Below are 12,590 nucleotides of genomic sequence, written 5' to 3' on the forward strand. Positions count from 1 at the left end.
CACTTGCCCATGCCTCTCGCGGTGTCCCCATAGGGTTTTGATAGGCAGTGAGCCGAGTGTGGATTTCGTACACCGGAGATTCCGGATAGGACGAAAAGGATCAACCATGAACAAGAAATTGATCAGAGGAGCAGCTGGCGTAGTGCTGGCCTCATGTGTCGCGCTGGGCATTGCCTTGCCTGCCCAGGCTGACACCATCGACACTGCCACCACAAGCGCAGCTGCCTCCGAAACAACCACCAACAGCACCACTACAAGCAGCGAACGAGCCGGGCACGGTCACGGCCCTCGCCTCGATGCTGACGCCCTCGCCACCAAGCTCGGCCTCGCCGAAGCCGACGTGACTGACGCCCTCACGGCAGTGCGCGATAGCACCGAGCGCCCAGAACGACTGGGGTCCGACGCCACCGAAGAAGAACGAACAGCAGCGAAGGATGCCCGCCGAGCGACGTTCGTGACGGCTCTCGCCACCGAACTCAACCTAGACGAAGACACCCTCACCGCCGCCCTCACCGAACTTCGTGCCGAGCATGAAGCCGAGCGCGCAGCAAACCCCGACGCCACCGATGGCGACCGTGGCGGCGACCGCGCAGATCACGGCGATCGCGGCGCTACCACTAGCAGCGATCAAGACAACACTGACGACTAACAAATCCAGCACGATGAAGGGCCTGCGACTGATCGGTCGCAGGCCCTTTCGCGTTCACAATGCGTTAGGGGCGATCGAGCCCACCGAGGCGTCGCAGAACCGCATTGAGGAGCGTTCCTTCGGCATCCGGAATGACGTGGTGGTTGAGGTAGATTCCCTCCAGCCAGGGCAATACTTCCACCGCTGGCAGCCCGACAATGTCCCAGTTGACTCCCGGAACGGCTTTGGTTCGCGGCGCTCCAGTGCGGGGATCAGTCCATGCTTCGGCGATTGGCTGGTCGGGTTCAGAGTCGCCTGCACCCCACAGGAGGGCGATCGGATGATTCTCGCCGTCGATGTGGTCGTGACTCACCGTTCCCGCACCGAGCCACGGCAACGTCAGCAGCTCACCCTCGACTTCAATCTCGAGCAGTTCAAGTTGCACCGGCTCCTCAACTTCGCAAATGTAGAGGTCGAATCCGGCATCGTGCCAGGCTGCCGCTTGAGTGATGTCCTCAAGCACAGTCGGCAAGAGTGCATGAAAGTCGGTAGCTAGTTGGGTTGCCCACTGCAAGAGCGTGTTGGTGTCGTTGGCCCGCCACGGGCTTGAGGGGCGGTGCTCACCGTGCGGAGTGTGGAAGTGGTGGCTGACACCGGCACTCGTCGTTTCGAGGTGCAGTTGACCAGTCTTGTACTCGACGTGGAGGTCGCTCAGTTGCCCTTCGTCATCCCAGTCCGCGAAGAGCTCCGGCTTGGCCAACGCCGTTGGCAGAGTGATGGGCGGCGTGCGTCGTGTGCCGAGATTGAGCACAGCCCGCAGCCGCGAGTTGGGCATCCGCAGACTGAGGTCTGTCATGGTGCCGTTGGGGGTGTTGCTGCCGGAGGTGTTGCCGCAGCATCCGCACTCTCGATCGCCACCGGTTCAGGCTTCGATGCGATGCCCATGAGCGAAATGACCACGATCATGATGGCGCCACCGACGAGAGCAATATCGGCGATGTTTCCGATGAAGTAACCGTTGTAGTTGATGAAGTCGACAACGTGGCCGCGCGCAAAACCGGGGTCGCGAAAAAGTCGATCTCCGAGGTGGGTGATGGCCCCACCCAACAGCATGGCGAGAGCAAAGCCCCACGCGCGTGACTCAACTTGCGCCGCATACCAAGTGATCGCCGCGACCGCGAGCGCCGCAATGATTGTGAGAACCCACGTGAACTCTTCGCCAATAGAGAAGGCCGCTCCGGGGTTGTAGACAAGCTGGAACGACAGCAGATCCCCAATGATGGGGATTGTCGTGCCGTCGCCGAGAGTTGCCACAGCCCACCACTTGCTCACCTGGTCGACGGCAACCACGAAGGCAGCCAGCGCAAGAATGCCCCACAGCAAACGTCGCGATTTACGCGAAGTGGTGGCGGCCGCGGCAGGGTCGAAATTCTCGGTCATAAGACCATTGTCACCTGTCGCGGCCACCCCTCGTGTCACACCATGCTCAATACGGTGCCTGGGTCACTCAGAATTGCCCCAACATCGGTGAGAAAGCGGGCACCCTGTTCGCCATCAACGAGTCGGTGGTCGAACGACAGACTCAGTGTCATGACATCGCGGAGCGCTATCTCGCCACGGTATTCCCACGGCAATTTGCGCACAGCACCGATCGCCAGAATTGCAGCTTCGCCCGGGTTCAGGATGGGGGTGCCGGTGTCAATGCCAAACACACCAACGTTCGTGATCGAGATTGTTCCGCCGCTCAACGATGCCGGTGTGGCCTTGCTGGCACGAGCATCCCGAGCAATAACGCCGATCGCTTCCGTGAGCTCAGCCAATGTCAGCGAATCAGCATCCTTGAGATTCGGAACCATGAGCCCCCGCGGTGTTGCCACCGCAATGCCCAGATTCACATAACCGAACTCAACAATCTCGTTAGCTTCCGCATCCCAGCGCGAATTGAGCGACGGGTTGCGTGCAACCCCAATGCACAGCGCCTTCGCAACAACGGAGAGAACGGATGCCGCACTCCCCTTCGCTTTCAAACGCGCAACAAGGTCGAGAGTCGGAGTCACATCGATCGTCAAGAACTCGGTGACATGGGGTGCCGTAAAGGCGCTCGCCACCATGGCAGCCGCTGTCGCTTTGCGCACTGACTTGATGGGGGTGCGTTGCTCGCGCTGGCGAGCCTCGGAACTACCTGCGCGGGGCGCTCGTGTGGCTGTTGCTGCGGTGGTTGCTGTGCTGGCTGTTGCTGAGGTGGCTGCAGCGGTGTCTCCTCCCGCAGCGGCGGCCTTCGAGACGTCCTCACGGGTAATAACGCCGTCTGGCCCACTGCCCTGCACGGTCGTGAGGTCAACCCCTAGGTCGTGGGCGAGCTTACGAACCGGCGGTGTTGACTTGGTGCGCGCCTCGGCCGGGCTGGCTGTAGCGTTTGCTGCTGGTGTCGAGGTTGCGGCTTCGGTTGCCGTTTCTGCTGCGGTTCCGGTTCCGGCTTCAACTTCGGTTGCGGTCGACTCGGCGGGAGCAGGCTCTGCCGATTGAGGCGCACGACGCTTGCGAGTGGGATGTTTGCCACTCTCCACCGCCGGACCGTATCCCACTAGCACCGAATTGCGTTCCGGAGCGGCTGATGCGGCTGAGGCAGCGGACGAACCTTCTGACTCAGCCGAATCGTTTGGCTCTGCAGCATCTGACGAAGCCGCAGCATCAGCAGACCCGGCAGCACCTTCGAGCTCAAATGTCACGATCTTGGCCCCAACCATGACGGTAGCCCCGGGCTCAGCATGAAGAGCCGTGATCTTGCCCGCCACTGGCGACGGCAGCGACACAATTGCTTTCGCCGTCTCCACCTCAGCAATGGGCTGATTCAGCGTGACCATATCGCCGACAGCGACATGCCACTCAACGATCTCCGACTCGGTGAGTCCCTCCCCCAGATCGGGCAGAGCAAACTCCTTAACGGCCATCATGCGCTCCACCCGGTGAGCGAATTGACGCGACCAAGAGCGCGATCAACACCATCAAGAATGCGGTCAAGATCCGGCAAGAAGTGATCCTCCAACTTTGCTGGCGGATACGGCACGTCAAACCCCGTGATGCGCACCGGGGCCGACTCAAGGTAGTAGAAACAACGATCAGTCAGAGTCGCCGCAATTTCGGCACCGAGACCGCCAGATTCCGAAGCTTCGTGGGTAATCACGAGCCGCCCCGTCTTCTGCACGCTCGCCGAAACGGTGTCAAAGTCAACCGGCGACAGCGAACGCAAATCAACCACCTCGACAGAAATACCCTCGTCGGCGGCGGCAACTGCGGCATCCAGAGCAGTAGCAACCAGCGGGCCATAGGTAACAAGAGTCACGTCAGTACCCTCAACCACGACACGCGCTTTGCCCATCGGCAGGCCGTCAGCATCTTCGTCGACCTCACCCTTGGTCCAGTAGCGACGCTTGGGTTCGAAGAACAGCACAGGATCGTCGCTCGCTATTGCTTCGCGCAACATGCTGTGAGCATCCTGCGGCGTCGAACACGTGACAACGCGCAGCCCAGCGGTGTGGGCAAAGTAGGCCTCCGGCGACTCCGAGTGGTGCTCGACCGCGCCAATTCCTCCACCGTAGGGAACACGAATCGTCAACGGCATCCGCACATTTCCGGCCGTGCGGTAGTGCAGCTTCGCCACCTGCGCGACGATCTGGTCAAAACCTGGATAGATGAAGCCGTCGAACTGAATTTCGCACACCGGACGGTAGCCCCGGAATGCGAGCCCCACCGCCATCCCGATGATTCCGGCTTCGGCGAGAGGCGTATCCATCACTCGATCTGTGCCGAAATCGCGCTGCAAACCATCGGTCACTCGAAAGACTCCACCGAGAGTACCGATGTCTTCGCCAAGCAACACAACCTTGTCGTCGTCGGTTAGGGCTCGGCGCAAACCTGAGCCGAGCGCCTTCGCCAGAGTTAGTTCAGTCATTTCTCAAACCCCTCTAGGTACGCCTTGTATTGGCTCTTTTGACGCGCAAGACCCGAGTGTTCTGTCGCATAGACGTTGTCGAAAACACTGAGCGGTTCTGGGTTCTCGAGCGCCAGACATCCCGCCCGGAATTCGGCAGCGACCTGATCGGCACGCGCCTGGATGGAGGCGGCAAGTTCGTCCGTCAGCACCCCTTCACTGCGCAAAAAGGCTTCGACGCGCGCAATAGGGTCGCGAGCTTCCCACTCTTTTGCGACCACAGGGTCGACATAACGACTCGGGTCATCGGAGGTCGTGTGCGGTCCACGGCGGTACGTCACCGCTTCGATAAAGGTGGGGCCGCCACCGTTACGCGCGCGGTCGAGGGCGCTGCGAGTTGCCGCCATGACAGCCAACACATCGTTGCCATCGACCCGGATGCTCGGAATACCGAACCCCGGAGCCCGATCGGCAATCGGCCGCTGAGCTTGCAACCCCACTGGCTCGGAGATCGCCCACTGGTTGTTTTGGCAGAAGAAAATCACGGGAGCCTTGAAGGAGGCAGCAAAGACCATTGCTTCGCTGACATCCCCTTCGCTAGTGGCACCGTCACCGAAGTAAGCCACAGCGACACTATCGACGCCATCTTTTTTGCAGCCGACGGCGTATCCAGTGGCATGAAGCGTCTGGGCGCCGATAATCACGGCTGGCGTTGCCATTCCCACCGAGAACGGATCCCACCCCGAGGCCGCAGTTCCGCGCCACACCCGAACAAGATCGGGCAGCTTCACTCCACGGCAGTACGCGACGGCGTTTTCGCGGTAGCTGGAGAACACAAAATCATCGGGCCGCAGAGTGCGAGCGGAACCGACTTGAGCGGCTTCCTGACCAAAGAGCGGCGGCCACAGTCCAAGCTCGCCCTGACGTTGGAGGGCAGTCGCTTCAGTATCGATGCGACGCACAATGATGAGGTCTTCATAGAGGCTGGCGAGCTGATCGCCGGTGACATCCGACACCCAAGGGTCATAGACATCATCGCTGAGCCGAATTCCCTTTGGATCGAGAAGCTGCACGAACTCAGGGTTCTGCTTCTTAGCCTCAGATTTCTGGGCTTTCACGGGCACGGTCATACTCATCGTTCCTCCGATCTGCCATTGCGTCTGCCGGTAAGCCACGCGCAAGCGATCCTCACAACCGTGATTGGTAAATCACAGGTTGACCCGAGCCTCGTCGCTCGGAGTTAATTTGACCGTACCTACACCGTGCGCGGTTCACAAGGTGGCGCGCGAAAGTTGCCACCAAATTGGTGGGTGACGCGACATACTGTCAGCACATCAGTGTCAAAGGAGTCACGTATGACGCAGTCGCGCGAACTAGACGCAATCGTCGTCGGAGCAGGCCTTTCGGGCCTTGTCGCCGCCGCCGAACTCATCGCGGCAGGCAAACACGTCGCCATCGTCGAACAAGAGCCAGAAGCCAGCCTTGGCGGCCAAGCGTGGTGGTCCTTCGGCGGGCTGTTTCTGGTGGACTCTCCAGAACAACGACGCATGGGCATCACAGACTCACTCGAACTTGCCCGTCAAGACTGGTTCGGCACGGCTGGTTTCGATCGCAAAGAAGACGAGTGGCCCCGGCGTTGGGCCGAGGCCTATCTAGAATTTGCTGCCGGCGAGAAACGCGAATGGCTTCGCGAACGCGGTGTGGGGTTCTTCCCTGTTGTTGGTTGGGCAGAGCGCGGCGGCTACACAGCGCTGGGGCACGGCAATTCGGTTCCGCGTTTTCACGTGACGTGGGGAACTGGCCCTGCCGTCGTTCAGCCCTTCATCGATGCCGTGCGCCGTGGTGTCGCTGATGGTCTCGCGACTCTGCATTTTCGTCACCGCGTCGATGAACTCCTCAGAGAGAACGGTGCCGTTGTTGGCGTACGCGGTGCGACGCTAGCTGCAGACGACGCAGCACGCGGTGCATCATCCAACCGAACGATCATTAGCGACTTTGAGCTGCGCGCCCCCGCCACGATCGTGACGAGCGGAGGCATCGGCGGCAACCACGATCTCGTGCGCGCCCAGTGGCCGAAGCGGATGGGGGCAGCCCCCAAAAAGCTGCTGAGCGGTGTTCCCGCTCACGTCGACGGACGGATGCTCGGCATCGTCGAGTCCGCTGGCGCTCGCCTCATCAACGGCGACCGCATGTGGCACTATGTCGAAGGAATTCAGAACTGGGATCCGGTGTGGCCGAAGCACGGCATCCGCATTCTGCCTGGCCCGTCGAGTGTGTGGCTGGATGCGACAGGGCACCGCCTACCGACGCCCCTGTTTCCCGGTTTCGACACGCTCGGCACCCTCGAACACATCCTCGCGACTGGTTACGACCACTCCTGGTTTGTGCTCACCCAGGCAATCATCGAGAAAGAATTTGCGCTCTCCGGTAGTGAGCAAAACCCCGATCTGACCGGCAAAAGCGTGCGCGAACTCCTGAAGCAACGGCTCGGCAAGGGCGCCGCAGCTCCCGTCGAGGCTTTCAAAAAGCACGGCGCCGATTTCATTGTTGCTGACACCCTCGACGAATTACTCACCGGAATGCAAAATCTGACCCCGGATGTCGCGATCGATCTGCCGCACGTGCGTCGCGAGATTGAGGCGCGCGACCGCGAACTCACCAACTCATTCTCGAAGGATTCGCAGGTCAATGCGATCAGACAAGCTCGCCACTATCTCGGAGACAAGCTCATCCGTGTGGCCAAGCCACACCGCATCCTTGATCCGAAAGCGGGGCCGCTCATTGCGGTCAAGCTCAATATTCTGACTCGCAAGAGTTTGGGCGGCATCCACACCGATCTAGCCGGCCGAGCACTCAGCGCTGACGGAGCCACGGTGCCGGGTTTGTGGGCGGCAGGAGAGGCCAGCGGATTCGGCGGTGGAGGGATGCACGGCTACCGCGCGCTTGAGGGCACCTTCCTCGGCGGGTGCCTCTTCAGCGGTCGTGCTGCTGGGCGGAGTGTCGCAGCGCTTTAAGCCACAGAATGAGCCGCGGCTGCAGCTAGAATTCCAACATGAGCAATTCTTCGGCGGAGCCAACGGCACCGGGCTGGTATTCGGATCCGTCTGGTCGTGGAGGCAAGGCGTGGTGGAACGGCTCAGCCTGGGGTCCGTCAGAATACGTGCCTGCGGGTGGCCAAGCGTCGCAACCCGTTGCCACGTCCACGGCTACGGTCGCGCAGCCGCAGTATGCGCAACCCCAGTATGCTCAGGCGCCGGCTGCGTCATCGAGCGAGGTGTCGCCGTACACGTGGCAAATCTGGACGATCATATTGCTGCCGTTCCTGCCGCTCATTGGCCTCGCCCTCATCGACCCCACGACGCTGATTCTCAGCGCCTACGATCCGCTTCTGGTCTATTCAGATCCCGGATTCATCATGGTGATCGTCGGCACGTGGGTGGCCTATATCGCCACAATCGTTTTAGCTTTTCGCGATGTTCGAAGCCTGAAACGTCGCGGGATCGACCGCCCATTTCATCCGGCATTCATCTTCCTGGGCCCACTCATTTACTGCATCGGGCGTTCGGTTGTCGTGAAGCGTCAGCTGGGCTGGGGACTCACACCCATTTGGGCATCGTTGGGCGTCTGGTTCGTTTCCGGAGTCGGATCACTACTGCTATCGCTCAACCTTGTTAGCGGACTCGGGGTCTAGAGAACCTGAGGGCTAGCGCGCGACAGACCACGCCCGACGCTTGACGAGTACGTGCCCCCGTTTGGTGGTGATTCGCGTCCACGCACCGGATTCGTAGACTGACGCTGAATCGTCGTCGCCGAGGAAGCCCAAACTTACGGCAGCAAATCCTGCTCCCGCTGGCAGGTAATCGGGGTTGTCCAGCGGACGCCCCCATACTTCTGTGCGCACTTTATGCACGATCGCTTCGCCAACGCCCGAGGGCACGGCCTGCGCAACTTCGTCGATTCCCTCTTTGGCCGCAGTCTCAAGGATCTCGCCCGCAACCGTATCGATTGCCACCCATCCTCCACGCGGCGGAGTAATCGCAGCCCACGTGACGGTGTTCACGCTCATGGGCAGGCTCACCGTCACGGGTTCCCCAAACGAGTCGGCGGATTCGTCTATCGCGCTTTCCACGCGACCGATAAGGGAGCGAACGGGCACAACAGCGTCGAAGGTATCTTTCGACGCCAAAGCGAAGGTTCTCAAACCAAGAACGGTTGGGCTGTGGTCAAGCAAGCCAGCGGGATGCAGCACGGAAACGTAGACGGCAAGCACGCCTGCGCCACCAATAAGTCGAACGGAGCCGTCGTCAACACGAGCAGCGCGACCCAAAAAGACATGCAGATCACCCAGAGCCAGGGAATCCACCAAAGTAAACGATCCAGTCATAGGTCTCCTAAACTACAGGCATGAGCGACCCTATGTCTGGGCTTCTAACTGCCCTCGATCTGACCGACACCGGCGCACGAACAAACGAAGACATTTTTACGGGTCCAAGCCAATGGATGCCGCAGGGTCGAGTCTTCGGAGGTCAAGTGCTTGCGCAGGCTCTTGTTGCCGCTCAGCGCACTCTCGCCGCGGACCGAATCGTGCACTCGATGCACGGCTATTTCTTGCGTCCGGGAGACATCAACCTCCCGATCACCTTTTCAGTCGACCGCATCCACGATGGTCGATCGTTCTCAACACGACGTACGCAGGCCTATCAAGATGGGGTGCCAATTCTTTCGGCCATCGCATCGTTCCAGGACCAAGACGACGGTCTCGATCACCAGATTGATATGCCAAGCGACCTCCCCGACCCGGAGTCATTACCAACGACTGCCGAGTCATTGGCGTCGCTCGATCATCCGGTTGCACGGTATTGGGCATCCGAGCGCCCATTTGATATGCGTTACGTTCCTTCGCCGATCTTCATTTCAGTTGAGGGCGGGCATGTGGCTCACCAGGCTGTCTGGTTGAAGTCGGTTGGTCCAATGCCCGACGATATGAACCTTCATCGCGCAGCTCTGGCCTATGCCAGCGACTATTCGATTCTCGAGTCGATCATGCGTCGACACGGGCTCGCCTGGGCTACTCCGGGGATCAAGGTTGCCAGCCTCGACCATGCCATGTGGTGGCACCGGGCGGCGCGAGTGGATGAGTGGCTCCTCTATGTTCAGGAGTCGCCGAATGCAATCGGTGGGCGCGGGCTTTCGCTCGGCCGCATCTACGATCGTTCTGGTCGCCTTGTCGCCAGTGTTGCTCAAGAAGGTATGGTGCGCCCGCCGCGCTAAGCCCTCTTATTCGTTGCGACTCGCCCCACGGCGGCGTCGCCAATGTAACGAATAGGCAACGAAGTCGACCCGCCCCGATGCCTACTGTGCCGCGGATCGAAGTCGACCAACGCCGCGGGATGTCCCCAATCTGGTGGACCTGAAGCTGCGAACATTCCGCAAAAGAGTTACGTTTGATTACGGCCCGGTTCCCGGTACGCCCTTGTTTGGCGTTGTGGACGGGGCGCAACGAATCAGGCCGCGCGCGCCACCTCGGGAGTCCGAGTTGACGTTCGTACGGTTGTTTCGCACTGGAATCGTTCCGACAATGATTCCCCTTCTCGCACAGCTCGACAGGGAGCAGCGTGAGTAGGAAGGTGCCCGCAACCCGGACCGTAATCGAGAAGAGCGGAGCCCTTATGGTGCCGAGCATTCAGGAGAACGTGACCGAGGAAATCGCAGTCAGCGCCAAGAACCTTTATAAGGTTTTCGGCCGCCGCCCAAACGAAGCAGTCGAGCGACTCCAGCACGGAGCAACTCGCGACGAGATCTCAGAGCTGGGCACCGCTGCCGTCATTGATGCAAGCTTCGATGTTCACAAAGGCGAAATTTTCGTCGTCATGGGCCTCTCCGGATCGGGCAAGTCAACGCTCATCCGCATGCTCAACGGACTGTGGGACACCACATCCGGTTCAGTAACAGTTGGCGACGATGTCATTTCAGGCCTTTCCGCCGCAAAACTTCGCGACGTTCGCCGTCGCCGCATCTCAATGGTGTTTCAGCACTTCGCGCTGTTCCCTCACCGCAGTGTTCTTGAGAACGCCGCCTACGCGCTCGAGGTTCAGGGCATTCCCCGCACGGAACGTCTCGCTCGCGCCCAGAAGACGATCGACCTCGTCGGCCTTAAGGGTTGGGGCGACAAGATGCCGTCAGAGCTTTCTGGTGGAATGCAGCAGCGCGTAGGCCTTGCCCGCGCCCTCGCCGCTGACACTGATGTGCTCTTGATGGACGAGGCGTTCAGCGCTCTCGACCCCCTGATCCGTCGCGAAATGCAAGAGCAGCTGCTCGAGCTTCAGACGGAACTCGGCAAGACGATCATCTTCATCACTCACGATCTCAACGAGGCAATGTTCCTCGGTGACCGCATCGCCGTGATGCGCGACGGTCGCATTGTTCAGATCGGGACTCCAGAAGACATCCTCACCGACCCGGCCAACGACTATGTTGCCCAGTTCGTTCAGGATGTGGACCGCTCACGCGTTCTCACCGCAGCAAGCGTCATGGAGCCAGCCCGCGTCACCGCATTCGCCGGCTCAGGACCCCGTGCAGCTTTGAAAACGATGCGCGACATGCAAAGCTCGACCGCATTCGTCATCAGTCGCGATCGCACGCTCAAGGGCATCGTTCGCGATGCTGAGGCAATGACGTTGGTCCGCCGCGGCGAAACCGACCTGAGCTCGATCATCAGCGACGACTTCAACGTTATCCAAGCAGACACCTCGCTCTCGGAACTCTTCGTTCCGTCAGTGGAGAGTCCACTGCCGCTCGCGGTAGTGGATGAGCGTGGCCGCCTAATTGGGGCAGTCCCGCGCGTCACACTGCTCGCCGCACTCGGCAATGTCACGACAGACACTGGCGAATTTCCTTCGATGGAGCCGTCGTTGACTGTCTCGACGGAGCTGATTTCTGACGCTCTTGCTACTCCTGAAGTCGACGCCCCTGAAACCGCCACCGAAACCGCCACCGAGAAGGAGGTCACCCGATGAACGATTTCTTTAGACTTCCCCTCGGCCAATGGGTCGAAGATGGCATTGACTACATCACCGTGACGTTCGGAGTCTTCTTCGATGTCATCAAATTCATGATTGCCTCGGTAGCGGACGGAATGAACTTCCTGTTCACGTCGCCGCCATTCTGGATAATGCTGATCATCTTTGCCGTGATCGCTTTCGTAGCGCGCGGTTGGGTGTTCTCACTGGGCACCACAATCAGCTTCCTGTTGATCCTCAGCTTGGATCAGTGGGAAAACGCTATGGATACCCTCGCGTTGGTCTTGGTAGCTGCAGCAATTGCAGTTCTGATCAGTGTTCCGCTGGGAATCCTCGCTGCCAAGTATCAAACGGTCTCCACCATCGTGAAGCCAGTGCTCGACTTCTTGCAGACAATGCCAGCATTCGTCTACTTGATTCCCGCACTGATCCTCTTCCGCATTGGTGATGTTCCCGGAATCGTGGCAACGGTGCTCTTCGCACTTGCTCCCGGCGTGCGTCTTACCGAGCTGGGAATTCGTGGTGTCGATAAAGAGGTTGTTGAAGCTGGACAGGCATTTGGTTCGTCACCGAGCCGCATCCTGCGACAGGTTCAGCTTCCCCTGGCACTCCCGTCAATCATGGCCGGTATCAACCAGGTGATCATGCTCTCACTCTCGATGGTCGTTATTGCCTCGATGGTCGGCGCTGGTGGCCTCGGTAAGCCCGTTATCCAGAGCCTAAGCCGGGCGGATGTTTCGCTCGGGTTCGAAGCTGGACTCTCCGTAGTGCTTCTGGCCATCTTCCTTGACCGGCTCACGGCATCCTTCGGCACCGGCAAGGGCTACTTCCGCTTCATCCTGGACTCCTTCAGCTTCCGCGGTAAGCCAAGCGCATCCGACACGGTCGAGGCTGACGGCACGAGCGCAACTTCTGCGCCCGCCACAGCCGAGCCAGCAGAACTGACTCCTCCAGTTCGCTAATTTTCGGGCGCTCACCCGCGCTCGTTTTCCCGCACGCAGAAAACCCTGTG

The 12,590-nt window shown here is 60.1% G+C and carries 12 protein-coding genes; 6 read left to right on the forward strand and 6 right to left on the reverse strand.

What is annotated here, in order from left to right:
* Positions 1-106: 106 nt before the first annotated feature.
* Entirely contained in the window at positions 107-649 is a 543-nt protein-coding gene (locus AC061P_RS08765) for a hypothetical protein (protein ID WP_480390957.1), read from the forward strand.
* Between the two features lie 64 nt (positions 650-713).
* On the opposite strand, the gene AC061P_RS08770 is transcribed toward AC061P_RS08765, so the two are convergent.
* From AC061P_RS08770 to pdhA, 5 genes are read right to left on the reverse strand one after another with little or no spacing between them, the layout of a single operon-like run.
* A complete protein-coding gene (locus AC061P_RS08770) occupies positions 714-1,484 on the reverse strand; it encodes a hypothetical protein (RefSeq protein WP_480390958.1) in 771 nt (256 codons plus the stop codon).
* Entirely contained in the window at positions 1,481-2,068 is a 588-nt protein-coding gene (locus AC061P_RS08775; RefSeq protein WP_480390959.1) for a signal peptidase II, read from the reverse strand. The genes AC061P_RS08770 and AC061P_RS08775 overlap by 4 nt, the downstream gene beginning before the upstream one ends.
* Positions 2,069-2,103: 35 nt before the next feature.
* Positions 2,104-3,579 (reverse strand): dihydrolipoamide acetyltransferase family protein, encoded by a 1,476-nt coding sequence (locus AC061P_RS08780; RefSeq protein ID WP_480392172.1) that lies wholly within the window; start codon positions 3,577-3,579, stop codon positions 2,104-2,106.
* On the reverse strand, positions 3,579-4,580 hold the full coding sequence (locus tag AC061P_RS08785) for an alpha-ketoacid dehydrogenase subunit beta (protein ID WP_480390960.1): 1,002 nt from the start codon (positions 4,578-4,580) through the stop codon (positions 3,579-3,581). Before AC061P_RS08785 ends, AC061P_RS08780 begins: the two co-directional genes overlap by 1 nt.
* Positions 4,577-5,689: a pyruvate dehydrogenase (acetyl-transferring) E1 component subunit alpha gene (gene pdhA, locus AC061P_RS08790; protein WP_480392173.1), complete on the reverse strand. Its 1,113-nt coding sequence runs from the start codon at positions 5,687-5,689 to the stop codon at positions 4,577-4,579. The genes AC061P_RS08785 and pdhA overlap by 4 nt, the downstream gene beginning before the upstream one ends.
* Before the next feature lie 225 nt (positions 5,690-5,914).
* Between pdhA and AC061P_RS08795 the strand changes: the two genes are divergently transcribed.
* Positions 5,915-7,573 carry an FAD-binding dehydrogenase gene (locus tag AC061P_RS08795; RefSeq protein ID WP_480390961.1) on the forward strand — a complete coding sequence of 553 codons (1,659 nt, stop codon included), beginning with the start codon at positions 5,915-5,917 and terminating at the stop codon, positions 7,571-7,573.
* A gap of 38 nt (positions 7,574-7,611) precedes the next feature.
* Positions 7,612-8,250 (forward strand): hypothetical protein, encoded by a 639-nt coding sequence (locus AC061P_RS08800; protein WP_480390962.1) that lies wholly within the window; start codon positions 7,612-7,614, stop codon positions 8,248-8,250.
* Between the two features lie 12 nt (positions 8,251-8,262).
* Here AC061P_RS08800 and AC061P_RS08805 read toward each other — a convergent pair whose 3' ends face one another.
* On the reverse strand, positions 8,263-8,943 hold the full coding sequence (locus AC061P_RS08805) for a DUF8185 domain-containing protein (protein WP_449647001.1): 681 nt from the start codon (positions 8,941-8,943) through the stop codon (positions 8,263-8,265).
* Between the two features lie 32 nt (positions 8,944-8,975).
* On the opposite strand from AC061P_RS08805, the gene AC061P_RS08810 reads away from it, so the two are divergent.
* The 3 genes from AC061P_RS08810 (at position 8,976) to AC061P_RS08820 (ending at position 12,540) form a co-directional block, all read left to right on the forward strand.
* Positions 8,976-9,830, forward strand: a complete 855-nt coding sequence (locus AC061P_RS08810) for an acyl-CoA thioesterase (RefSeq protein ID WP_449648184.1) — start codon at positions 8,976-8,978, stop codon at positions 9,828-9,830.
* Positions 9,831-10,228: 398 nt separating this feature from the next.
* Positions 10,229-11,575, forward strand: coding sequence for a quaternary amine ABC transporter ATP-binding protein (locus tag AC061P_RS08815; protein WP_449648185.1), 1,347 nt, complete (start codon positions 10,229-10,231; stop codon positions 11,573-11,575).
* Positions 11,572-12,540 carry an ABC transporter permease gene (locus tag AC061P_RS08820; RefSeq protein ID WP_480390963.1) on the forward strand — a complete coding sequence of 323 codons (969 nt, stop codon included), beginning with the start codon at positions 11,572-11,574 and terminating at the stop codon, positions 12,538-12,540. Before AC061P_RS08815 ends, AC061P_RS08820 begins: the two co-directional genes overlap by 4 nt.
* Positions 12,541-12,590: the final 50 nt, after the last annotated feature.

The sequence above is a fragment of the Rhodoglobus sp. G.S.4 genome, from assembly GCF_056619605.1.